This is a genomic window from Butyrivibrio sp. AE2005 (assembly GCF_000686965.1).
Taxonomy (GTDB): Bacteria; Bacillota; Clostridia; order Lachnospirales; family Lachnospiraceae; genus Butyrivibrio; species Butyrivibrio hungatei_A.
On record NZ_JMMD01000017.1, the window covers coordinates 1 to 23,151 of the forward strand.

Below are 23,151 nucleotides of genomic sequence, written 5' to 3' on the forward strand. Positions count from 1 at the left end.
CCCACGCGTTACTCACCCGTCCGCCACTAAGATTTAACAAGAATCTGCCGAAGCTTCATCAGCGTTAAATCTCCGTTCGACTTGCATGTGTTAGGCACGCCGCCAGCGTTCATCCTGAGCCAGGATCGAACTCTCACGTTTAAAAGTTTAATCCGGCTAAGAACTTAAGCTTGGCTTTTCGTTCTGTCCGTTAATTTACATTTTTCTGAATTATTCTCTTGGAATCTTTCAGGGTTGCATTACTGTTTATTTGTCAAAGTGCTTTGTTTGCGCTGTCCTCAGCGACAGCTTACTTAGAATATCACAGGGTATAGGCCGTGTCAACACCTTTTTTAAAATTTTTTGATTATTTTATAAAACTTTTTAAAAATTGGTCTTTAAAACTCCCAAAAGTCTCTCCCCATGCGGCCTGGAGGGTTGTCAAGAGTTTTATATCAGTAATGTATTCTATCAGGTATAAAATCGCAATTGCTTCAATCAATCCAAGCACCGCTCCAAGAATCCTGTCAAAGCTTCCCAGCACAGGTATTTCCTTCATTTTCCGAAGGTTTTCCCCGATCGCGGTCATTACTCTGTAAACAACGAACGCCACAATCAGATATCCAATCTTTGGAATTATGCCTCCAAAGCTCTTATCCAGGACATTTTCCATTATGCCCATAATAAAATACACCGATGCAAATGTCGCCAAGACAGCAATTAAGCCTGCCGCTTCCGCAACCAGGCCAATATTTGATCCGTATGATATTCTCCATAAAATAATACAGACTACCGCAACTGTAATTACAATCTGTGAAATGTCTATACTCATAATAATCCTCTGTCCGTGCTTCTTAATACAAGCACAACAATATAAACTCACTTAAGTACCAATGTATCAATGCTTTCTCTTGTTGCCAAAATGAAATTACTCTTTGAACCTGTAGGTATCATTGTCCTTACCGGTTCTTCAAATGTTCCCTGATACTTGACTCTTCCGTTCATATCTTTTATCAGATAATCATTTTGATTATAGATAACAATCTGCTTATTACTAAAAATAATATCCGCGCCGTCGATATCATAATATGTGGTCAACACGTGATTTCCCGCCGTGTTATACACTTCAAGCCTGTATGCTCCCTTATCGGAACCTTCAGCAAACACAAGTCCGACATAAGAATCACTGTAACGCACAGATCTTATTTCATCGTTCTCTATTGTTTCCTCCGCCTGCTTCTCAGGTTTCTGCGATCCTGAATAGAACATGATCTTGTCATTGGAAACTGAAAATGACCTATCAGAGTCAAAAAACTGAACAAAAGGAGCAACGGAATTATTATAATTGTAAGAGCTGACCAGATTATCTTCTACATTTTTTCCAACATCGCCAAAATTATAAAAAGCAACTTTCGATATTATATTTCCATCTTCAGGTCCGAGGTACGATACGCACACAAGCTGACCGTTCGGAGAAATACTGATCTTCTGCGGATATCCATAATCTTTCATTGTTGTTCTGAATCTGGCAAGTTCTTCACCTTGCGCGCTGTAAAGATATATCCAGGCAACATCTTCTCCGTCAAGAACCGCAGCAACCACACCCTGCGATGACACGCAAAAATCTCTCATAGGCATGTTTATATCCACTTTTCCCAACAGACCGTTGATATCGCCCACATAGATCTCGTGGCCGTTATCATCTCCGATAGCTATGGTATTGGCGCATGTTCTTGCTTTTGGATTCTGCATCTGATACGGCTGAGTCCAAAGTGCCTTTCCGGATGAATCATAGCAACTCACGCCGTCCTTACTGCACCGCACCATGTGTCCGCCGAGACTTACTATCTTAGTATCGTCTTCAATAGATATAGGCACGCCTTTTACCGTAATCGCTTCAGAATACACCTTGTCACGCCAACTTATGTATATGACCGAGATCATAACCGTACAAAATACGATAAGAACCACCGCTCTTATAAAAACTTTAAGCTTGTGGCTCCTGATTTTTTCTTTGTAAGAGGTCTGCCTGTCAGATGCACCGCTCTTTTTCCTGCTATTCAATTTACCAGCATATGTACTAAAGTCACGTACTTCTGCCAAGACAAACCTCCATAATATCAGCTTCGCAAAAAGCTTTTTTCTAATTTATCAGAATTATACGAACTGATAGATTGTTGTTGTATCATAAACCTTATCAGGGCCAAAAACAGGCTTAGGGAAACCTTCCTGATTGATAGAGTTGGGATAGAACTGTGTCTCAAGGCACACTCCTTCTCTGCTCTTATAGCTTACTCCACCCTTGCAATTTTCTCCGCTAAGGAAGTTCCCTGCATAGAGCTGAACACCCGGAAGATCGGTGAAGCACTTCATTGTGATACCTGTCTGAGCTGATGAAAGAACAGCGATCTCATTGATAGAACCGTCAGCATTATCAACAACGTAGTTGTGATCGTATCCGCCAACAGCCTTAAGCTGCTCGTTATCTGCATTGATATCTTTTCCGATAGTCTTCTCTGCAAGGAAATCAAAAGGTGTTCCGACAACACTTGCAATCTCGCCTGTAGGAATAGCTGCAGAATCGATTACAGGTGTATAGTGTGACGCATTAAGCTTAAGTGTATGATCAAGGATCGATCCCTGACCGTTCAAGTTAAAGTATGCGTGATTTGTCATATTGATAAGTGTATTTGCATCACTTGTTGCATTGTAATGGATAGACAATGAATTGTCGTCTGAAAGAGAATATGTAACTTCAAATACTCTGTTTCCAGCAAATCCAAGGTCGCCATCCTCTGATTTAAGAGTGAATTTAACGCTGTCATCACCTTCTACGGCATCCCATACTCTCTTATGGAATCCATTATTCATATCTGTGTGAAGGTTATTGGGTCCATCATTAACAGGAAGAGAGAATTCTTTTCCGTCAATCTTGTACTTAGCTTCGCAGATTCTGTTAGCTGTAGGTCCTACAGTCGATCCGAGGAAGCATGAGTTCTCAAGATATCCGGCAAGATCGTCATATCCAAGAACAACGTCAACAACCTTTCCATCCTTATCAGGTACAAAAATATTCTTGATAGTAACTCCGAAGTTGATAACAACAACCTCAACATTGTTCTTGTTTGAGATATGGTACTCAAACACCTGCTCCTTATTTGGTGTTTCTCCAAATAACACTTTTTTTACTGCCATTTTTTACATTACCTCCATAATTCGTGAACATTACAGTTCTGTTCTACCTTCCAAAGCCCTGAGCAAAGTAACTTCATCAATATATTCCAAGTCTCCGCCTACAGGAACACCACTGGCTATTCTCGTAACTTTAATGCCTGTGGGTTTGATCAGCTTACTTATATACATTGCTGTTGTTTCACCTTCAAGACTTGAATTGGTCGCTACAATAACTTCCTCAACATCTTCTGTCTGAAGCCTCTGCATAAGCTCAGCCAGTCTTATATCCCCCGGACCAATTCCCAACATCGGGGAAATCGCACCATGCAGTACATGATACACCCCTTCGTACTTCCCGGTTTTCTCATATGCCGCCAGATCTCTGGCATTTTCCACAACCATAATAATCTTGTGATTTCTGTTCTGATTACCGCATATAGGGCAGATGTCTTCATCGGTAAGAGTACAGCACACTTTGCAGTAATGCACATTTTCTCTCGCACTTGTTATTGAATCGGCAAGCTTTTTTACCCTGTCCTTAGGGAGATTGATTATATAAAAAGCAAGCCTCTGCGCCGATTTGCCACCTATTCCCGGCAGGGAAGCAAGTTCATCTATCAGCCGATTAATATGTCCGCTGTAAAGATCCATCAGAAAGGAAATCCTCCGCCTAATCCGCCTGTCATCTTGCCGATCATGGCTCCGCTTGCTTCGTCAGCCTGCTTCATAGCCTCGTTAACTGCGGCAACTATCATATCCTGAAGCATCTCAACATCATCGGGATCAACCGCATCAGGTGATATAACAACGCTCTTTAAAGTCTTATTTCCATATACAGTCGCCTCTACAGCACCGCCGCCGGATTTGGCAGTGAATTCTTTGGTCTCAAGTTCTTTCTGACTCTCCTCCATCTGACGCTGCATTCTCTGCGCCTGTTTCATAAGATTGTTCATGTTTCCGGGCATTCCGCCTCCGGGGAAACCGCCTCTTTTAGCCATTTCTAGTTCTCCTTTTCTTCATCTTCTGTAACTATATCAAAATTTATAGCTTGCAAATTTACGAAGTTTTCTTCAAAAGTCTGCTGTGGCTCAACATAGCGCGTCTCAAATGCCACATGCTTGCCGATAGAATTATCAAGAACATTTTGAAGATCCTCAGCCGACTGTCCCGAAGAATATTTATCGGCGAGTTGCTTGTTGTCAAAAACAATCTGCAGTGCCTCGTTGTTTCCAAGACTCAACTTTGCTCTCTGCAGGTAGGTCTTCATGGGATTTTCCATTCCCGCGATAACCCTCGGCCAATTCGAAACAATTCGCTTTATATCATCGGGAACAGCCCTGTCCAGCACCTTCTTTTCCCTTACAATATCAGAACTCCCGGAGGCGGCCGCAGCACTCGTTGTAACAGCGATCTGTCCACCCTGAATTCCCTTTAACAGCTTCGAATTCTCTTCGGCATTCTTCTCCAGGATCCTAAGCCTGTCCTCGAGCGAATCTTCACCCGGCTCCATCTGCGGCTTACACATCTTGATAAGAGTTATTTCTATAAGTACCCTCTTCTGCGTAGCAAAGCGCAGCTGAGAAGAAAGTTCGGAAAAAATTCTGATATATCTAAGAAGAACGTCTACATCAACGCCTTCTGCCTGTTCCTTCAGCACTTTCAGGTTATCGGTGGAAATATCAACAACATCTTCCATCTGATCCGAAGCCTGAATAAGCATAAGATTGCGCAGATACCAGACAAAATCATTTACAAACTGCGAAAGCTCTCGTCCCTGAACGACTACATCTGCCAATATCTTGAGTGCTTCATCCGCGTTCTGACTATATATTGCGGAAAAGAGCTTGCTAAACACCTCAGTGTCAACGGCTCCGAGCACATTCAGCACCTTATCGTAGGTAAGCTCTTCGCCATAATTAAACGCAACGCACTGATCAAGTAGACTCAGAGAATCTCTCATAGATCCGTCTGCAGTCTTTGCAATATATCTGAGAGCCCTCTCCTCGACCGTGATTCCTTCCGAATCAACAACTTCTCTGAGACGCTGCTCAATACTGTCCACTGTAATCCTGTGGAAGTCATATCTCTGACATCTTGAAAGAATTGTGATAGGAATCTTATGAACTTCCGTTGTTGCCAGAATAAACATTACATATGACGGAGGTTCCTCCAGAGTTTTCAAAAGCGCGTTAAAAGCACCCGTAGACAACATGTGAACCTCGTCTATGATGTACACTTTGCGCTTTCCCTTTGTCGGAGAATAAGAAACTTCGTCTATGATCTCTCTTACATTATCAACACCGTTGTTCGATGCAGCATCGATTTCTATCACATTCATGCTGTTTCCGGCGGCAATTTCCCTGCACATCTCGCATTCACCGCAGGGGCTTCCGTCTATCGGATGTTCACAATTTACGGCTTTTGCCAGAATCTTGGCAACAGAAGTCTTACCTGTTCCGCGTGTTCCGCAAAACAGGTAAGCGTGTCCGACTCTGTCAGATTTGATCTGATTTTTCAGCGTGGTTACTATATGATCCTGTCCTTTTACATCTTCAAAAACAGGTGGTCTGAATTTTCTGTATAATGCAACATAACTCATCTAAAATAATTGCTCCAAACAAAACTTTTTTATTGCTTAATCTCCGAAGCAAACTCCCAAAGCCTTGGCCTCTTTGATTATTCCGGCATCAGGTGCCACAGATTTAAGCTTGCCCGCAATTTCCTTAAGCGGAACCTTAACTATCTCTCTGTTCTTGTAAGCCACCATATATCCGTACTGCTTTTTAAGCACAAGCCAGCCGGCTTCCGCACCGAGTCTCGATGCAAAAACTCTGTCATAAGGATCAGGCGCTCCACCTCTTTGCATGTGGCCGGGAACGGTAACTCTTACTTCGTGTCCGGTCTTTTTCTGGATCGCATCGGCAATCTCATATGAAACAGAAGGATATTTGCGGTTTGCTACCTTCTCTTTATATTCTTTCTTGGAAAGCTTGGCGTCCTTCTTGGAAATCGCGCCCTCTGCAACCGCGATAATGGTAAATCTGCTGCCGTGCTCATCACGAGCTCTTATCGCATTGCACACCTTGTCTATATCATAAGGAATCTCAGGTATAAGGACTACATCCGCTCCGCCCGCAATTCCTGCGTTAAGAGTAAGCCAGCCTACCTTATGTCCCATTACTTCAATGATAAATACTCGTCCGTGCGAATCGGCCGTAGTATGGATGTTATCAATTACACCCGTCGCAATATCAACCGCACTCTGGAAGCCGAATGTCATATCCGTTCCCCACAGATCGTTGTCGATAGTCTTCGGAAGAGAAACAATATTAAGTCCTTCTTCGCTCAAAAGATTCGCAGTCTTCTGTGAACCGTTTCCTCCGAGTATCACGAGACAATCCAGCTTTAACTTGTAATAGTTCTGCTTCATTGCCTCAACTTTATCAAGTCCGTTCTCATCCGGATCCTTGATCGTCTTAAAAGGTGTTCTCGAACTTCCGAGTATTGTGCCACCTTTTGTAAGTATGCCCGAAAAATCCCTGGAAGTAAGCATACGAAAATCGCCGTATATAAGCCCTTTGTAGCCATTCAAAAAACCGTAGAACTCAACTTCTTCTCCGCTATTGGCGATGCATTTCACAACACCTCTCATAGCAGCATTCAAAGCCTGACAGTCACCACCGCTGGTCAACATCCCGATTCTAATCATAATGAATAGGCCTCCTCCTATTTTTTATCGCATACTACCGTTAATTATACAAAATAATATTCCCAATGCCAAGTTAATACCGATTGACGAAGGCCTGTATAATAAGTATAATGTAAAACGTTCTGGAGTCGTATCAAAGTGGTCGTAATGAGGCGCACTCGAAATGCGTTTGTCCTTTTTGGGCACGAGGGTTCGAATCCCTCCGACTCCGCTATATTGTAAAAATGCTGTTTTAATCAGTAATAAGAATTGGTTTGTTTGATCATGGTAATATTTTACCATGAAAAAAGAGAAGTAATTGGCTGTTTCCAGCTATCACTTCTCTTTTTTCATGAACTGATTATTTCACAGCCCCTTTGAATGGCAAAAGCACATTTCCCACTATACATTCATGCGGACTACTTAAGGAATGCATCGGGAATGTACAATTTAACTGAGTTTGAATAGATAACAAAAAGAATTATCAGGAACATCAATATTACTGCAGAGTATAGATACAGCATAGCGTTCTTGTTTCTCTTATATTTCTCAAATACAATACCAAATACCATACAGAGCACCACTATTCCAAAGATAAGATAGATGCCGATTCCAAGCATTGCTTTTATCATTGTAAAGAATATTGCAAGTATTATGCAAGGTATCATAAATGCGGACTTGATACCCGCTATCGCAACAGCTTCCTTAAACTCGATATCAATATTCATTGCTCTTCCTGCGGCAAACATAAGAAGTGCAAATACTACCGCAAGCAAAGCAGAGAACAACATGGCAAGGATAAAAGATCCTCCTGCCGAAAATGTATATCCTGACAGATCCATGAACGGAAATACCTGTTCCTGCATCTCATTGTTTATCTTACAAATAACTACAGCCACAAAAATTGATGAGAATATAATCTGAGCAACCATAAATATAAGTGCGGAAGTAAAATTCTTTCCTGCGGCAAAAGTTGCACCGTTGGTAACAGGCTTGCTGAACAAGTCAACAAATCTTGCAAATGCTTCAGATGCATCCTCTTTGATCGCAACAAAATCAACCTCAGGCTTCTTTGCAGAACGCTCCTTTTTACTCTTTACTTCCTTCTTGGCAGGTTCTTCCTTAACTTCCGCATTTGAAAAAACACTGAATACCGGCTTGGTATTAACTAATCCTTCAGCCTTTGTTTCTATTGCCTCTTCAGCTTTTGCTTCGGCAGTCTCTTCTTTTACTTCAGAAGCTTCTTCTGTTGTTTCAGCTTTCATCTCAGCCTTCGGCTCTGCTTTAGCCTTTGCTCTTGTCTTTTTCACAGCCTTCTCTTCAAGTTTTTCCTCTGATGATTCCTCAAATGTCTTCATCTCCTCGGCAAATGTTTCGCTCTTCTTGGCACGTGTGGATTTTCTCTTAGGCTTAGCCTTACGCTCTTCCTCTCCGAATTCTCTTTTATCCATCATATCGAAAACTTTTCTTATCTCGTCATTGGCTTCACGTTTATTCTGCGCTTGCGCACATGTACAAAGTTCTCCGTCCGCAAGTTCTTTTCCACAATATTCGCACACACCCATCTGTATTACCTCCTGCTATCCATCCCCCTCTATCGCATGCCTTGAATAAAGTGTCTGATAGCCTGTTTCTAAATTGATAATTATACTTTACTTGTAAATTAACATTCCAAGTATACTTATGTTACCATTCTTGTTACCATTACGTCAATATGTATTTGTAATAATCTACGAAAAATAATACCGATCACAAGCAAATTCGCTTATAATCGGTATTTTAATAAAATTTTATTCTGTTAAAAAAGTGTTATCTATGTTCTTTCCACATGTCGCTTACAAAATACATCAGTGCCGACCACGTATATACTGAATAGAAGTGTCCTCTGTCATCCATTCCTTTTTTCAAAAGATCTTTTGCCTTAGCCTTATCAACAAAAACAAATCCGTCAAAGCACTCCTGCCCTTCAGCTCCCGACTGCGTAAGATCAGACAGATCGTGCCCCTTCAAAACGACTCCGACAAGAGCATTGCTCTCATCCGTCATTCCGGGAGTGCTGAACAAAAGCGGATTGATAACATATACTTCATCCCTTGATTCATCGACAACAATTCCCGTCTCCTCGTGGATTTCCCTGATTGCAGTAGTGATAACCGGAGAACCGCCGTCCTTATCTTCGGGATCTACAAGTCCCGCAGGAACTCCGAGCAAAAATCTTCCGACTGGATATCTGTACTCATATGAAAGAAGAAGCTTCGGCTCATCGCCGTCTTCAATAACCACTACACAGCTGACGGCATCGGGAACCATTTTCTTAAACTCTTCATCACTCTTAATAGAAGCAAGCTCATCAAGCGGCCTTCTTGTCGCATTAAAATAATGTCTTCCTTCATCGTACTGAAGATCAAAAACCCTGATAAACTTTTCATCGAACACGGGCTTAACTTTTTCTTTTGTAATCTTTGGTCCTTCCATAACTCTCCTCACATCTGATGTCTTACGACTTTATATTCATCATTGTCCTGATAATACGGACAGTCCTTGTTATTGCCGGACATAAGCCTATAGTAATCATCTTCGTCCATATTTACCATGCACGTATAACATTCCCAGTCTTCGTCATAGACATAATTTGCACAAGTATCACAGATCATACAAAATCCTCTCTCATGGGATTAAAGATATCAAGAAGAACACCCTTCTCAAGACACACGCAGCCGTGCTCGACGCTATCTGTCTTAAGCATGGTATCTCCGGCTTTGACAATCTTTTTTATCCCATCAATCTCAAATTCAAACTTTCCGCTCACAACATAAGTAATCTGCGTATGCGGATGGTGATGAAGGGCTCCTATAGCACCTTCCTCAAAAGTATTCTCAACGCACATCAGGTCTTTGCTGTACGCAAGAACCCTTCTCACTACGCCATTACCCTGATCCTCAGGCTTAACATCATCATAAAAAACCCATCTATCATCTAACATGAGTATACCTCCAAATTATTTTTATAGAACAAACCTCTATCTCAAGATAACAAAGATAGAGATATGATTCCATTCTTTTTTTACTTACGCAATAAAAATATAAACATATATAAATTGCATACTATTATCTGTCCAATTCTGCCAAAACTTCCAAATTTGCTTTCTCATACGAATTTAAAACATCAGGTTCAAATGATTTTTCTTTGTCAGGGACATACCATAATTGCATTTCAAAATAATTCTGCAACTTATCATCATTAAAAACATATCCATGTCTGGCATATATTTCATTTTTGATAATATGTATCATCAATTTAGGCATTTCTTCAAATTGTTCCTTTGAATACACAACACTATCTGTGGAAATTAATGGTTCAAAAATCCACGAACCATCCGTAACCATCTGACTTTCTTTATATCCATTTACAAATTCATAATATTCCTTATCATTAACTATATTCTCTCGCTTTTTCTTCTCCTCCATAATCTGCTCCGCAGACCAATAAGATTGATATTTTTCTTCGCTTTCCTCATCAATCTCACATTGTTTTTCAACATTCATATTACCTGAGTTCATTCTTTTTAAAGAAAAAGTACCATCTAACGCATATTCACTACTAACTTCATCATCTCTATCAATTTTCACAATTACTTCTTCTTGTGAAAGAAGCACTTCTATTGATCCATTATTTCCCCATCCATCATCTGTATAATCAAACAGAATTTTTCCATTCTCTATAACTCCGACTATATTTTCTATAGTAGCCACCCGCTGGCTCTCTGCTTGTTGATAAAAAACATTCCCTTTAAGTTCTCCATTGCTACTTTTTTCAATCGTGAATATCATTCCGCCATTAGCAACAATTTCATCAGAAGTTTTTCCATCTGTGCTCCAAATACCCTCACACATAGCATAAGCATCCTGCATATCATTGCTCTTGTGTAATTCATTTTCTGAACAGCCCTGCAAAAATAACAAAAGCACATATCCAAACATCCACGCCTTTTTTCTTGTGATTCTTTGCATGATATCCCCCACCATATATTAAACCAACTGAAACTTCGCAGTTGCAAAACAGCGAAGTTTCAGTAAATAAACAATATAATATCTTCGTTAATACAACGCCATCAGAAATTCATAGCATCAACAAAAGAATCGTCAAAGTCTTCTTTATTGGCGAGCACAACCTCCGTTGCACATTCACTTATCTTATTCAGATTAGATAAAGCTTCCTCTTTTCTTCCGGTAATAATCTCAGAAAGCAATTTCACTGCGCCTTTTAGTGCACTGTTCCCGATACTCTCGGCTTTTCCTGCAAAGCTGTCGGGAAAAAGCCTGATATACCTTATCCTATCATAATTAAGATTCGTTCCAAATCCGCCTGCAACATACACCTTGTCAGGAGCATCATCTCCTACAAGTTCTTTAAGTCCTGTGTAGACCGCACCCTTTGCAAGCTGGATCATTCTTATATCCTGCTGAGTCACAGTCAGTTCAGCGTCGTCCGTAAGGGCGAACCCCCTGTCAAAAAATTCATCTGCAAGAAGTCCGCTTTTATCAACAATCCCATTTCGTACAAGCTCAGAAACCGCCTCCATTATGCCCGTTCCGCATAGTCCTATGGGTGCTTTACCACCTATAGTACTTATTTTCGTAAAAAAGCCGTTGTCGCGGCTACCATTTATATCAACCCTGCATATCGCGCCGGGCACGGACGCAGTTCCGCAGGATATTCCGCCGCCTTCAAATACTGGGCCTGCCGCAGTCGAAGTCACCTTCAGATTCTTCCCGTCAAAAAATGCCATCTCCCCGTTGGTTCCAAGGTCCAAAAGAAGCTCTTTCCTTCCCTCTTCGTTTATAATATCCGCATAATATATGCCTGCAACAATATCCGCTCCGACAAATGCAGATATTCCCGGCATTGTCACAAGCTTTGTCCCAAACATCTCAGTTTCATATACGCAGTTATCAACCGGCTTATACGGATATTTTCCGAGTCCCTCGATATCAAGACCTCTGAAAATATGAAGCATCGTGGTATTCCCCGTAACAACTATCGCAGCCAAGTCTCCAGAAGCTCTTTTACCAAGTTTTTCAATCAATGCTGAAATATCATCAAGCACCAACTCTCTGAGTTCATCAAGCTTTTCCTTGTTTCCCACAATACCTAAGCCGGACGCATACGCAATCCTCGATATAACATCCGCTCCGACACGCCTCTGATGATTTATACCGCCTGCCGTATCTATTATTTCTTTTTCCCCGTCAAGCGACACTCCCACAAGTGCCGCCGCGATCGTCGTTGTACCGATGTCGACAGCTATGCCGTACTTATCATATTTTTTTCCGGAAAAAGAGCTCTTTGCCGTCTCCGCCACGATATCCTCTTCGGCAAATCCCGCGCCATCGATACACACCTTGCAATCCGTTTCAAGACTGCACCTGCACAAAAGTCTTACGCCCTGCGCAATTTCTTTTTCACTTAAAAAACTTTTATCGAGTGTATTCGGATAAGGCGCGCCCTCCGTGAATCGCACTTTGCACTTCCCGCATCTGCCCACTCCGCCGCACGGATAAGATGCCTCAAGACCCGCATCTGCAAGAAGCCCTTTTAACTGCTTTCCTTTAAGGGTTTCAAGAGTAACATTATTATTTTTGTATTCAATGCCGATCCTGATTTTCTTCACTCTTACCACCGCGCAAACTGTTTTTTTCTACTTTAGAGTATCATACCATTATTTTCCCGATATTATAGTTTTTTAAGATTAAATGTGCGAAAATATTACTTGTAAACTCACAAAAAATCTAAAATAAACAGAGGTTTTCCACAATATACTCTGAATTTTAGTTATGAAAGGAGACAGTTATGGGGCTTATTCAAGCAGCAATGGCAGCCGGAGGCAGCGTACTCGCCGATCAGTGGAGAGAGTATTTTTACTGTCCTTCATTATCAAACGACACATTACTTACAAAAGGTGAAAAAAAGGCCGGAAGAGGCTCAAATAAAAAAGGATCCGACAACGTGATCTCAGACGGATCAATCATCGCTATCAACGAAGGTCAGTGCATGATCCTTGTTGATCAGGGACAGATTACCGAGATCTGCGCCGAGGCAGGCGAATTCGTATACGACGTTTCAACCGAATCTTCAATCTTTTACGGAAACTTAAGCGAATCTATCGTAAACAGTTTCAAGGAATTCGGAAAAAGAGTTGGATTCGGCGGAGTTGCTCCCAAAGACCAGCGCGTATATTTCATAAATACAAAAGAAATCCTCGGAAACAAATACGGCACGGTCAATCCCGTTCCATTCCGCGTAGTTGACACAAATATCGGCCTTGATATGGATGTAAGCATCAAATGTCACGGCGAATACAGTTACAGAGTTGTTGATCCCGTTCTTTTCTACAAGAACATCTGCGGAAACGTGGAGGGATCTTTCACCAAGGAAAAAATTGATTCGCAGCTTAAGAGTGAGCTTCTCACAGCTCTTCAGCCCGCATTTGCAAAGATCTCCGAGATGGGCATAAGATACAGCGCGCTTCCCGGTCACACAACCGAGATTGCAAACGCTCTCAACGAAGTTCTTTCAGATAAATGGGCAGGATTCTACGGAATCACCATTACAAGCTTTGGCGTAAGCTCTGTAATCGCAAACGAAGAAGATGAAAAGACTATAAAAGAGCTTCAGCGCGCAGGCGCACTCAGAAATCCCAACATGGCCGCCGCCACTATCGCAAGTGCACAGGCACAGGCTATGCAAGATGCAGCAAAAAACACCGCAGCAGGCCCTATGATGGCATTCGCAGGAATGAACATGGCTCAGCAGGCAGGTGGAATGAACGCAAACCAGCTCTTTGCAATGGGCGCACAACAGCAGGCTCAGCCCGCTCAGGCATCTGCAGGATCGTGGACATGTTCATGCGGTTCTGTAAATACAGGTAACTTCTGCTCTAACTGCGGTGCCAAGAAGCCTTCAACTTCATGGACCTGCTCTTGCGGAACTGTAAATGAAGGAAACTTCTGCACAAGCTGCGGTTCACCCAAAGCAAATTGATTTATTGAGGATAATATGGCTTTACAAGAATATGAATGCCCCGCCTGTGGCGGGGCTATGGAATTTAATCCCAAAACCCAGAAACTGAAATGTCCATATTGCGATTCTGAATTTGATGTAAAAGACTATGTGGCAAACCACAACTCAAGCAGCACCGGCACGCCGACAGAAAACACTTCTTCCGAAACCGGAGAAAGCGAACCTCTTTTTATCTATTCATGCGTTTCCTGCGGCGGTGAGATCATCACTACAGAATCACTTGGCTCTACCAAATGCCCTTTTTGCAGCAATAACATCGTAGTAAAAGAGAAATTTACCGGCGAATTCAAGCCGGACTACATAATTCCTTTTGCCAAGACAAAAGAGGACGCGGTAAGCACCTACAAAAGCTATGTAGCTGAAAGAAAGCTGGTACCGCCGGTTTTTGCGGAGAAAAATCATATTGATGAGATACGCGGAATTTATGTCCCTTTCTGGCTCTACGATGCTACCGAACATTTCAGCGGCGAATACAAGGCAACAAAGCACAGATCATGGTCCGATTCAAGATATTATTACACGGAGACCAAGTACTACAGTGTGCTTCGCGAAGGTACCGAAAGTTTCAAGCAGGTTCCCGTTGATGCTTCAAAGGAAATGCCTGACGACCTCATGGATTCCCTTGAACCGTTTGACAGAAGCAAGATGCTCTCGTTTAACATGGGCTATCTCGCAGGTTTCCTGGCAAACAAATACAATGTAACTTCTGAAGAATCGATATCCAGAGCCCTGTCGCGAATGGAACATACGACCACCATCGACTTCCAGCAGACTGTTTCAGGGTACGACTCTGTTACTCCCGTGAATGTTACGTGCAGTACGGTTAACTCTTCCCACAAATATGCACTCTACCCCGTGTACATACTTAACACGAGCTGGAATGACCAAAACTATCTTTTTGCCATGAACGGACAAACCGGTAAATTTGTAGGAAAACTTCCTTTTAGTTTCACGCAGGCTTTGAAGTACTATATACCGTTTGCACTCGGATTTACCGCACTTGCTTATATTGCCATGTTCTTTTTCATGTAACTTCGCTATACCAAAAGGTTATTACAGTAAAACAATATGAAAAAAATAATTTTTATAAACAAACATATACATATATTGGGACTTCTTGTTGCAGTATTTATCTGCTTTTTCACAAGTTTTCCTGTTCATGCCGACCAGACGCCTCTTTGGGACGATTACTCGATTCCCGCAACGAGGCAAAAAGAAAGACTCCTTGACCAGGCAGAACTGCTTAGTTCATCCGAAAAAGCCACAATACTCAGCAAGCTTAACGAACTCAGCGAAAAACAGCACTGCAACGTAGTCATCCTGACCGTAACTTCCCACTCGGGAAGCATTGAAGCTTTTGCTGACGATTATTTTGATTACAACGGATTTGGTGCCGATTACAACGATGCCGGAGTTCTCTTTGTTCTTTCCATGGATACAAGAGAATGGGCCATAAGCACATCAGGCGACGGAATTTCTGCTTTCACCGACTACGGCCAGGCGGAAATGACCGACGAAATGCTGCCCTATCTAAAAGACGGCGACTACTACGGTGCATTTGAAGTCTATATCGAGAAAGCCGACCATTACCTTGATCTGTTTTACGCAGGAACACCGTATGATATCGAGGAGGGCTCGGGAACTTCATATGATTCCGGAAGCACCTACGATCCTAAGAGCCACATTTTTCTGAGCATCCTCATAGGACTTGCAACCGCGATCATACCTATAGGCGTTATGGCAGCGAAGCTAAATACCGTTCACATCAACAACAGTGCATCGGAATACCGCACCCATGACGGAATTCATATGAAAGTTCATACCGACACTTTCATTACAAGCAGCGTATCAAGGGTAAGAAAATCCGAGGACAACGGCTCCAGAAGCCACTCCGGAGGCGGCAGTTCTTTTCACACCTCAAGTTCCGGGCATTCTCACGGAGGAAGCCACGGACACTTCTGATATAATCTGTATATTTATTTTTTATCATTTCTTTATTAACTGTTTTATGTAAATTAAGTCTTCTTTGAGCTATACTAGATATAAGTTCAAAGGAGGCTTTTTTTGAAAAAAGGTACAAAGATGCAGGCAGCCATTTTAGGTATATTGGCTATTGCCATAATGACTACTGTTATCTTATTTCTCGGATCGCCAAAACTGAATACACCGCCCAAAAAAGATATGGTTCAGCTGGATTCCGGTTGGACTGTTTCGCATGGACACAAATCTTTTACGGCCGTATCCTTGAAAGATGCAAATCTCGGCATGGTCAACAAAAATGAAATTGTTATTATCGAGAACACGCTTCCCGAGTCAAACATATATCCGGCATCAATCCACTTTCGCTCCATCCTTGCAACGGTTGACGTATATATTGACAACGACCTTGTCTATAACTACGGTCATCTTATTGCTGATAATAAAAAAATGGTCCCCAAAATGCAGAACTTTATTTCTCTTCCCGAAGGCTACTCCGGAAAAAAAATAAAGATAGTAATGGTATCCTGCGAAGATGAAGCCTTTTCAGGATTTTCAGAAATATACTTCGGAACATTCGGCGACATATCAACATATCTCATTCAGAAAAACAGGCTGTCCCTCATAATCGGTGCCTTTCTGTGCATTTTTGGCTTTGTACTTGCCATATTGGCGCCAATCCTTATTTTCTCAGACTTTCATGATTACAGTATTATCTTCAGTGCCTTTATATCTCTTGCAATTGGCATATATGTTCTTTGCTATAATGACATATTCTGGTTTTTCACAGACCACGCCAGCATAGCAAACTTTTTGGAATATTTTTCTCTTTTCACGCTCCCTGCTTCTATTGCAGGATTTGTCATGTCCTCCAAACAGACCAAGCATATATTGCTCTGCAAAATATTTTTGATAGTTGACACTATTTTCATTGTTGTGACTTCAACTCTGCACATTTTAAATATCATTCACATATGCAAATTTATACTGTTCCTACATATACTTGCCATACTGGAAGGCGTGACCATTATAAGCTCAATAGTAATTACGGTTATATCCAGAGCCAAAGCCAGAAATGAGTTTGAAACAAGAATCTATTCCACCAATCTGCTCATTATCGGATTTATCCTTTTGCTCGGCTGTGCAATGATAGACATCATCAAATTTAATATCCTTAAATATTTTAAGATGGGCGAGATAAATGCCTCTATCAACTTCATGACGATAGGCTCATTCTTCTTCATGCTCTGCCTTTTGGTCAACTACTTCTATCACTGTATCGAATATATCAATGAAGCAACCGTACAGAGCCAGCTTGAAGGTCTTGCATACACAGATTCCCTGACAAGACTGGCAAACAGGGCAAAGTGCGAGCTGTCCCTTGCCAATACAAGAGGCCGCTACACAATAATAAGTGTTGACCTTGATTATCTCAAATACACAAACGATAACTACGGCCATTCCGCGGGAGATACCTTGCTTAGCGGTTTTGCAACCATGCTAAAAAGCAGTTTCATAGACGCTTCACTTGTCGGAAGAATGGGCGGCGACGAATTTATAGTCGTGCTTCCATATATTGATGCGCCAAGAAGAGACACCGATCTGGCAATCCTAGAAGACCTGATGAGCTACAGAAATGGCAAAAGCAGTAGGATACATTATTCTGCCTCCTGGGGATACGCCGAAAGTATAGATTCCTCGCTAAATAACCCTTCTGCTCAGCTTGTATACCTGCTTGCCGATAAAAGAATGTATTCCATGAAAAAGAAACATCACAACGAATCACTCGGCAGACTATACAATGACCTCATGAAAAACCAGGCAAAGAAGGAGGTGAGCACAAGTAATGCGTAAACGTCTTCTTTCAATAATTGCGCTCAGCGGCATAACCGTCGTCGTAATATTCCTTGCATGCTTCTGGTTTCTTGATATGACTCACGACTATCCTTCCGTTCAGTTCAATTCAAACTGGACCGTAAGAGTAGGCAATGAAGAATTTCCGCATGTAAAGCTCACAGAGATCAATACTCTTTTCTCCGTTCCTCCAAAACGTGGTGACACAGTCATCATGTCGCTTAACATGCCGTTTATAGGTGATATTCCGCTTCCCGCAATAGTATTTAGAACTAATTATTCTGCGATCAAATGCTACCTTGACGGCAAACTCATATATGAATACGGAATGGACAAATATGACAACAACAAATTTGTCGGAAGAAGATATCACTTCATAACAATTCCGCGCAAGTATAGAAAAAGCTACTTAACATTCAAGCTCACCGCGTGTGAGAAAGACGCCTTTTCATTCTTTGACCCGGTGTATTTCGGAAACCACCCCGACCTTTTGACATTCATTATCAGCAATAACCAGTTTGTCATTCTGATCGGAATGTTCCTGTTTACTTTCGGTCTCTTTTTGCTGACACTGAGCCTTTTGTTTGTCACGTACCTGCCGGAATTAAAGATACAGATATTTGCATCAATCCTATGTATAAACATAGGCTTTTATCTCATGTGCTATTCAAATATGCTTTCGCTGTTTATAAACACCGACATTGAGACCGAACTGGAGTATTTCACGCTATTTCTCTTTGTTCCTCTGTGCTACATAATCCTATACTTCATGAATGAGATAAAGCTGAAAAAGACAGTGATCGGACTGTTTGTTGCAAGTATAGTAGTGCCTATTCTTCAGCAGATTTTGTACTTTATTTTTTCCATTCACTTAAAACGCACCCTTGTACTGTTCGACATAAATGCGCTTATAATCTACGTTCTGATTGTCTATTGCTTTGTAAGGACAATTGTAAAAAAGAAAGCTCTCTTTATAGAAAACCTGCAGATGATAGGTATGTTCGCACTTTCAACTTCAGGATTCATACACCTTATAGGATATACGCTGACAACCATTCGCGTCTTGCCCGCTCAGACGGCGACTTTCCCGATAATAGGTCTGGGCGCGATTATCTTTGCAATGTCACAGCTTGCATACTACCTGCTGTACATAACAAAAACTTTTGCTCAGAAAAAAGAGCGTGAATCGCTTGTCCACCTTGCTTATGCAGACGGACTGACAGATCTCCCCAACAGGGCAAGTGCCGACAGAGAAATGAAGGCGCTCGACAGATCCCAGCGGGACTACTGCATAATCAGTATCGACTTAAACGGGCTTAAACCCGTAAATGACAAAATGGGTCACCCCGAAGGCGATAAATATATTTTGGATTTCTCAAAGATACTCACCGGCACCTTCGCCCAATACGGAATGTGCGCCAGAATAGGCGGAGACGAATTTCTTGTAATAATAAAAGACGCCGTTTCACTCGACATCGATGATCTGATAAGTCGAATGAACAGCGCCCTTGATGTTATGAATGCAATCTACCCTGATTACGTACGAAGCGTTGCGGCAGGTTACGCATACCGGCACGAATGCCCCGAAAAGGGCTCGCACGAGGTATACCTTCTGGCCGATCGCCGTATGTATGAAACCAAGAAAATCATGCATGAAAAACTTGGAATAGATGCCAGACTATGATTCACATAGTTTGGCATTTCTGAGTGTACAGTACTGATACTGCCCTTCTTCATACAAATCAAAGACTCCTTCTACCGTTATCGGGTCCTCTTCCTTCGGGTAATTATCGGGATATTTGTAATCACTTGTAAGTTCAAACTCAACTCCCTGCGAGCAGCACGCCGTGGCATCTTTTATAATGCAGGCAAAATAGCGCTTACCCGTATCCTCGGCAACATACTCGGAATAATTTCCCGTCATCTTGATAGTCTTTCCAACGAAATTTTCAGGATAATACATCATGTTATAAACAGTTGTGTATATCATTGTCGAAGACTGTTTGGTCAGATCGACGTAATCTCCGTCCACCTTAATCTCTTCCGCGGTATGAAAACTTGTTGCAGCCGCCGAGTTATCCGAAGCGCCCGAAGTGTCACCATAAGAAGCATCATCATCCTCTTCATATTCTCCGTACTCTGCGATCAAAGACGACATATCACTTGCAGCCATCTGCTCAGCGATCACATCATCAACAGTTTTTGCACCGCTTCCGGGCCTTGAGCTTACCGCACTTGAATCATCTGCGCATCCCGAAGTAATAAGCACAACCAATGTCATCACTGCTATATATCTCATTTTTTTCATCATGCTTTTCCTCCTGTTCCTTTTCCGATAAAATAAGCCACCGCAAATACAAAAACATCAACCGCTACAATAGTAGATCCGACAGGCGTTCCGGCAAGCATCGATATGAGCATTCCTGATATTGCACATATAACGGATGAGATTGCCGAAAAAATCGTAACGCTTTTGAAATTCTTTAATATACTCATGGCAGAGAGCGCGGGGAATATCACAAGCGCCGATATAAGCAGCGAACCTACAAGATTCATGGAAAGCACTATTATCACTGCGATCATTACCGCAATGATAAAGTTATAGGCATCGGCTTTTACACCTGTAGCCTTTGCAAAATCCTCATCAAAAGTAACCGCAAATATCTTGTTGTACATAAAAAGAAATAATGCCACAACAATGATCGACAACACCACACATACCATAACTTCCGACATCGTAAGTGTAAGTATAGACATCGAACCAAACAATGTACTGCACACATCTCCCGAAAGATTCGCGGAGGTTGAAAATTTATTTACGATAAGATAACCAAATGCCAACGCTCCGACAGAGATCATCGCAATTGCGGCATCGCCCTTTATCTTTGCGTTATTTCCGCTCCTTAAAAGGAAAACGGCGCATATAACGGTTATCGGCAAAATAACGGCGGTCTGGTTTGCAATCTTTAATACAGTTGCAATCGCCATCGCTCCGAAAGCAACGTGCGAAAGTCCGTCTCCAATAAATGAATATCTCTTAAGAACAAGTGTCACTCCTAGAAGCGACGACGACAGTGCTATAAGCGTTCCTACTATAAATGCATAAACAACAAACGGATATTGGAAGTATTCCACTAACTTCTCTATCATGCAAGCTCGCCTCCTTCCATATTCATAAAGAACTTTCCGACATTACTCGATACATACTCATCCTTGGTTCCAAAAAACAAAGTTTTCCCGATATGAAGTATGTGGCTTGCATACTTAACGGCAGCGGCTATATCATGCGATACCATGATTATCGTAACTCCGCTGTCATTCAGTTCTTTTATAAGTTCGTACATCTCAAACGTAACTTTGGGATCAAGTCCGGAAACAGGCTCATCCAGAAGAAGAACTTTTGTGGTGGCACAAAGAGCCCTTGCCAAAAGAACTCTTTGCTGCTGACCACCTGATAACTCTCTGTAACACCTGTTTTTCAGATCGGTAATACCCATCCTATCCATATTCTCACGGGCAATCTTCCTTTCTTTTTCCGTATAAAAAGGTCGTAGTCCCATGTGAGACTGACATCCCGAAAGAACAATCTCAAATACGGATGCCGGAAAATCTCTTTGAACAACCGTCTGCTGAGGCAGATAGCCTATCTCATTCTTTTTTAGCCCATCACCGAACAGAATCTGTCCACCAATAGATGCCTGTAATCCCAGCATTGTTTTCATGAGAGTTGTCTTACCTGAGCCATTCTCTCCAACAATGCAAAGATAGTTTCCTTTTTCAACTATGAAATTTAAATCATCAACAACCACAGTCCTATCGTATCCAAGCGACAGATTCTGCGCGGAAATGAACGACATGATAACACCTCCCGCTTTATTTAAGCGCTTCCTTAAGTACTTCAAGATTTCCTTCCATTACAGAAATATAAGTTACTCCCTTTGCCACATCATCAGAAGTTGTTGACTGCAAAGAATCCATTGTAAGGATGTTCTGATCCTTCTTTGCTGTGTTCTGCTTTACAGTATCGGCAATCTTCTTGTCCTTTCCTTCAATGGTCAGGATGGAACCAAGTCCGAGTTCATCTACTTTCTTTGAAAGGAATGTTATTGTTTCAAAGCTTGCTTCAGTCTCTGCTGAGCAACCTACAAATGCTGCATAATAATCAAGTCCGTAATCATCAACAAGGTAACGGAACGGAAAACGGTCTGCGAAAAGAACTGTCTTCTTGCTTCCTGCCTTAACCGCATTCTCGTATTCTGCGTCAAGAGCTTCAAGCTTTGTAATGTAGTCGTTTGCGTTCTTCTCATAAACGTCTTTGTTAGCTTCATCAACAGAAACCATTCCGTCTTTTATGGCACTGCAAAGTTTAGCCGCATTCTTAAGTGAGAGCCATACGTGCTCGTCGTATTCTACTTCTTCACCTTCTTCATGCTCTTCGCCTTCCTCATGCTCGTGTTCTTCACCTTCTTCGTGCTCTTCGCCCTCTTCATGTTCGTGCTCGTGCTCCATACCTTCAACAATCTCTTCTTCCTTGATGTCATCGCCAAGTACGTCGAGAAGGTTGATAACTACCATATCTTTATTGGTTGCTTCCTTAAGCGCATCATCTACCCATTCATCAGACTCTCCGCCAACATAAATGAACATGTCGCATTTTGAGATCTTAGCAATATCTTCTGCTGTGGGCTGATAGCTATGAAGGTCTACACCGCTATCAAGAAGCATTGTGATGTCTGCATTTGCAGGGTTCTCTCCTGCTATATTCTTAACCCAGTCATATTCAGGGAAAATAGTTGTCACAATGCTTATATCACTGTCGCCTGCTGCCTCAGATACAGCTTCCGAAGCATTTACTGCTGATGTTCCTGCAGCTGATGCATCCTGAGCATTTCCATTTCCGCATGCGCAAATAATGCTGCTTGCCATTACGGCAGCAACCAAAACTGAAATATATTTCTTCATAATATTCCTCTTTCTTATTCATTTTTTTATTATTGTATTGGATAAAAAATATGATCATGTAGCAGCAAAACGCTACACAAAAGAGGTTGCTTCAATTATCGAGACGTACCTTGAAGCTGACAAGTGTAGGATGAGAAATGTTCTCATTTTCTCTAGGCAAAATAATCGAGACGATCATTACCGCAACTACACTTATAGCAAGATGTATAAGACCTGTAGAAATCTGATTAAGAAACTGCTCGCACCTTGCAATATTGTGACATACGGGACACTCTACGCCATGGCACTCATGATGCTGTTCCTTAACTATATATATTGTGGAAAAGAGCATGGTAAAGCTGAGTGCTACCGCCACAAATACCGCTATCACTCTGCGCACATTATTATGTTTCTCAACTGCGCCATTATAATTCATGCTTGCTTCTCCTAAAACTTCC

The 23,151-nt window shown here is 41.8% G+C and carries 23 protein-coding genes, 1 tRNA gene and 1 rRNA gene; 6 read left to right on the forward strand and 19 right to left on the reverse strand.

Going from position 1 to position 23,151, the window contains the following annotated elements; genetic code table 11:
* The 8 genes from DL92_RS0111570 to DL92_RS0111605 all read right to left on the reverse strand — a co-directional run.
* Window positions 1-141, reverse strand: a 16S ribosomal RNA gene (locus tag DL92_RS0111570); the annotation flags it as partial.
* 205 nt (window positions 142-346) lie between these two features.
* On the reverse strand, window positions 347-811 hold the full coding sequence (locus tag DL92_RS0111575) for a CvpA family protein (protein ID WP_026667796.1): 465 nt from the start codon (window positions 809-811) through the stop codon (window positions 347-349).
* Between the two features lie 47 nt (window positions 812-858).
* Window positions 859-2,082, reverse strand: a complete 1,224-nt coding sequence (locus DL92_RS0111580) for a DUF5711 family protein (RefSeq protein WP_026667797.1) — start codon at window positions 2,080-2,082, stop codon at window positions 859-861.
* 54 nt (window positions 2,083-2,136) lie between these two features.
* Window positions 2,137-3,174 (reverse strand): aldose epimerase family protein, encoded by a 1,038-nt coding sequence (locus DL92_RS0111585; protein ID WP_026656493.1) that lies wholly within the window; start codon window positions 3,172-3,174, stop codon window positions 2,137-2,139.
* 30 nt (window positions 3,175-3,204) lie between these two features.
* Entirely contained in the window at window positions 3,205-3,804 is a 600-nt protein-coding gene (recR, locus tag DL92_RS0111590; protein ID WP_026656492.1) for a recombination mediator RecR, read from the reverse strand.
* Complete coding sequence (locus DL92_RS0111595) at window positions 3,804-4,151, reverse strand: YbaB/EbfC family nucleoid-associated protein (RefSeq protein WP_026656491.1); 348 nt, start codon at window positions 4,149-4,151, stop codon at window positions 3,804-3,806. Before DL92_RS0111595 ends, recR begins: the two co-directional genes overlap by 1 nt.
* Window positions 4,152-4,153: 2 nt before the next feature.
* A complete protein-coding gene (gene dnaX / locus DL92_RS0111600; protein WP_026667798.1) occupies window positions 4,154-5,752 on the reverse strand; it encodes a DNA polymerase III subunit gamma/tau in 1,599 nt (532 codons plus the stop codon).
* Between the two features lie 36 nt (window positions 5,753-5,788).
* Complete coding sequence (locus DL92_RS0111605) at window positions 5,789-6,862, reverse strand: 6-phosphofructokinase (protein ID WP_026656488.1); 1,074 nt, start codon at window positions 6,860-6,862, stop codon at window positions 5,789-5,791.
* A 124-nt stretch (window positions 6,863-6,986) separates the two neighbouring features.
* Here DL92_RS0111605 and DL92_RS0111610 point away from each other — a divergent pair.
* Window positions 6,987-7,073 (forward strand) — tRNA-Ser (locus DL92_RS0111610).
* A 187-nt stretch (window positions 7,074-7,260) separates the two neighbouring features.
* Here DL92_RS0111610 and DL92_RS0111615 read toward each other — a convergent pair.
* From DL92_RS0111615 to DL92_RS0111640, 6 genes are all read right to left on the reverse strand, one after another.
* Complete coding sequence (locus DL92_RS0111615; protein ID WP_026667799.1) at window positions 7,261-8,406, reverse strand: Yip1 family protein; 1,146 nt, start codon at window positions 8,404-8,406, stop codon at window positions 7,261-7,263.
* A 244-nt stretch (window positions 8,407-8,650) separates the two neighbouring features.
* The gene (locus DL92_RS0111620) at window positions 8,651-9,316 is read right to left on the reverse strand and encodes an NUDIX hydrolase (protein ID WP_026656486.1); all 666 of its coding nucleotides are present in this window, start codon (window positions 9,314-9,316) and stop codon (window positions 8,651-8,653) included.
* An 8-nt stretch (window positions 9,317-9,324) separates the two neighbouring features.
* Window positions 9,325-9,495, reverse strand: a complete 171-nt coding sequence (locus tag DL92_RS21265) for a DUF6472 family protein (protein ID WP_175531841.1) — start codon at window positions 9,493-9,495, stop codon at window positions 9,325-9,327.
* Entirely contained in the window at window positions 9,492-9,824 is a 333-nt protein-coding gene (locus DL92_RS0111630) for a cupin domain-containing protein (protein WP_026667800.1), read from the reverse strand. Before DL92_RS0111630 ends, DL92_RS21265 begins: the two co-directional genes overlap by 4 nt.
* 124 nt (window positions 9,825-9,948) lie before the next feature.
* On the reverse strand, window positions 9,949-10,851 hold the full coding sequence (locus DL92_RS0111635) for a YARHG domain-containing protein (RefSeq protein WP_026667801.1): 903 nt from the start codon (window positions 10,849-10,851) through the stop codon (window positions 9,949-9,951).
* A 101-nt stretch (window positions 10,852-10,952) separates the two neighbouring features.
* Entirely contained in the window at window positions 10,953-12,512 is a 1,560-nt protein-coding gene (locus DL92_RS0111640) for an ASKHA domain-containing protein (RefSeq protein WP_026667802.1), read from the reverse strand.
* Between the two features lie 179 nt (window positions 12,513-12,691).
* On the opposite strand from DL92_RS0111640, the gene DL92_RS0111645 reads away from it, so the two are divergent.
* From DL92_RS0111645 to DL92_RS0111665, 5 genes are all read left to right on the forward strand, one after another.
* Complete coding sequence (locus DL92_RS0111645) at window positions 12,692-13,882, forward strand: SPFH domain-containing protein (RefSeq protein ID WP_026667803.1); 1,191 nt, start codon at window positions 12,692-12,694, stop codon at window positions 13,880-13,882.
* A 15-nt stretch (window positions 13,883-13,897) separates the two neighbouring features.
* Window positions 13,898-14,953, forward strand: a complete 1,056-nt coding sequence (locus DL92_RS0111650) for a TFIIB-type zinc ribbon-containing protein (RefSeq protein WP_026667804.1) — start codon at window positions 13,898-13,900, stop codon at window positions 14,951-14,953.
* 36 nt (window positions 14,954-14,989) lie between these two features.
* The gene (locus DL92_RS19090) at window positions 14,990-15,883 is read left to right on the forward strand and encodes a TPM domain-containing protein (protein ID WP_051625313.1); all 894 of its coding nucleotides are present in this window, start codon (window positions 14,990-14,992) and stop codon (window positions 15,881-15,883) included.
* A gap of 102 nt (window positions 15,884-15,985) precedes the next feature.
* Window positions 15,986-17,752: a GGDEF domain-containing protein gene (locus DL92_RS20325; RefSeq protein WP_026667805.1), complete on the forward strand. Its 1,767-nt coding sequence runs from the start codon at window positions 15,986-15,988 to the stop codon at window positions 17,750-17,752.
* The gene (locus tag DL92_RS0111665; RefSeq protein WP_026667806.1) at window positions 17,745-19,436 is read left to right on the forward strand and encodes a GGDEF domain-containing protein; all 1,692 of its coding nucleotides are present in this window, start codon (window positions 17,745-17,747) and stop codon (window positions 19,434-19,436) included. The genes DL92_RS20325 and DL92_RS0111665 overlap by 8 nt, the downstream gene beginning before the upstream one ends.
* Here DL92_RS0111665 and DL92_RS19100 read toward each other — a convergent pair.
* The 5 genes from DL92_RS19100 to DL92_RS0111690 form a co-directional block, all read right to left on the reverse strand.
* A complete protein-coding gene (locus DL92_RS19100; RefSeq protein WP_051625314.1) occupies window positions 19,431-20,063 on the reverse strand; it encodes a hypothetical protein in 633 nt (210 codons plus the stop codon). The two genes, DL92_RS0111665 and DL92_RS19100, sit on opposite strands and share 6 nt — an antisense overlap.
* The gene (locus tag DL92_RS0111675; RefSeq protein ID WP_026667807.1) at window positions 20,060-20,902 is read right to left on the reverse strand and encodes a metal ABC transporter permease; all 843 of its coding nucleotides are present in this window, start codon (window positions 20,900-20,902) and stop codon (window positions 20,060-20,062) included. Before DL92_RS0111675 ends, DL92_RS19100 begins: the two co-directional genes overlap by 4 nt.
* A complete protein-coding gene (locus tag DL92_RS0111680; RefSeq protein ID WP_026667808.1) occupies window positions 20,899-21,609 on the reverse strand; it encodes a metal ABC transporter ATP-binding protein in 711 nt (236 codons plus the stop codon). Before DL92_RS0111680 ends, DL92_RS0111675 begins: the two co-directional genes overlap by 4 nt.
* 16 nt (window positions 21,610-21,625) lie before the next feature.
* Entirely contained in the window at window positions 21,626-22,714 is a 1,089-nt protein-coding gene (locus DL92_RS0111685) for a metal ABC transporter substrate-binding protein (protein WP_026667809.1), read from the reverse strand.
* Window positions 22,715-22,805: 91 nt separating this feature from the next.
* Window positions 22,806-23,129 (reverse strand): hypothetical protein, encoded by a 324-nt coding sequence (locus DL92_RS0111690; RefSeq protein ID WP_026656474.1) that lies wholly within the window; start codon window positions 23,127-23,129, stop codon window positions 22,806-22,808.
* Window positions 23,130-23,151 lie beyond the last annotated feature (22 nt).

Bases quoted from the DNA above. Each gene is read 5' to 3' on its own strand.
- DL92_RS0111605 (WP_026656488.1), bottom strand. From the start codon at position 6,862: ATGATTAGAATCGGGATGTTGACCAGCGGTGGTGACTGTCAGGCTTTG.
- DL92_RS21265 (WP_175531841.1), bottom strand. From the start codon at position 9,495: ATGATCTGTGATACTTGTGCAAATTATGTCTATGACGAAGACTGGGAA.
- DL92_RS0111620 (WP_026656486.1), bottom strand. From the start codon at position 9,316: ATGGAAGGACCAAAGATTACAAAAGAAAAAGTTAAGCCCGTGTTCGAT.
- dnaX (WP_026667798.1), bottom strand. From the start codon at position 5,752: ATGAGTTATGTTGCATTATACAGAAAATTCAGACCACCTGTTTTTGAA.
- DL92_RS0111685 (WP_026667809.1), bottom strand. From the start codon at position 22,714: ATGAAGAAATATATTTCAGTTTTGGTTGCTGCCGTAATGGCAAGCAGC.
- DL92_RS0111615 (WP_026667799.1), bottom strand. From the start codon at position 8,406: ATGGGTGTGTGCGAATATTGTGGAAAAGAACTTGCGGACGGAGAACTT.
- DL92_RS0111650 (WP_026667804.1), top strand. From the start codon at position 13,898: ATGGCTTTACAAGAATATGAATGCCCCGCCTGTGGCGGGGCTATGGAA.
- recR (WP_026656492.1), bottom strand. From the start codon at position 3,804: ATGGATCTTTACAGCGGACATATTAATCGGCTGATAGATGAACTTGCT.
- DL92_RS19100 (WP_051625314.1), bottom strand. From the start codon at position 20,063: ATGATGAAAAAAATGAGATATATAGCAGTGATGACATTGGTTGTGCTT.
- DL92_RS0111595 (WP_026656491.1), bottom strand. From the start codon at position 4,151: ATGGCTAAAAGAGGCGGTTTCCCCGGAGGCGGAATGCCCGGAAACATG.
- DL92_RS0111630 (WP_026667800.1), bottom strand. From the start codon at position 9,824: ATGTTAGATGATAGATGGGTTTTTTATGATGATGTTAAGCCTGAGGAT.
- DL92_RS19090 (WP_051625313.1), top strand. From the start codon at position 14,990: ATGAAAAAAATAATTTTTATAAACAAACATATACATATATTGGGACTT.
- DL92_RS0111665 (WP_026667806.1), top strand. From the start codon at position 17,745: ATGCGTAAACGTCTTCTTTCAATAATTGCGCTCAGCGGCATAACCGTC.
- DL92_RS0111690 (WP_026656474.1), bottom strand. From the start codon at position 23,129: ATGAATTATAATGGCGCAGTTGAGAAACATAATAATGTGCGCAGAGTG.
- DL92_RS0111645 (WP_026667803.1), top strand. From the start codon at position 12,692: ATGGGGCTTATTCAAGCAGCAATGGCAGCCGGAGGCAGCGTACTCGCC.
- DL92_RS0111675 (WP_026667807.1), bottom strand. From the start codon at position 20,902: ATGATAGAGAAGTTAGTGGAATACTTCCAATATCCGTTTGTTGTTTAT.
- DL92_RS0111680 (WP_026667808.1), bottom strand. From the start codon at position 21,609: ATGTCGTTCATTTCCGCGCAGAATCTGTCGCTTGGATACGATAGGACT.
- DL92_RS0111635 (WP_026667801.1), bottom strand. From the start codon at position 10,851: ATGCAAAGAATCACAAGAAAAAAGGCGTGGATGTTTGGATATGTGCTT.
- DL92_RS0111585 (WP_026656493.1), bottom strand. From the start codon at position 3,174: ATGGCAGTAAAAAAAGTGTTATTTGGAGAAACACCAAATAAGGAGCAG.
- DL92_RS0111575 (WP_026667796.1), bottom strand. From the start codon at position 811: ATGAGTATAGACATTTCACAGATTGTAATTACAGTTGCGGTAGTCTGT.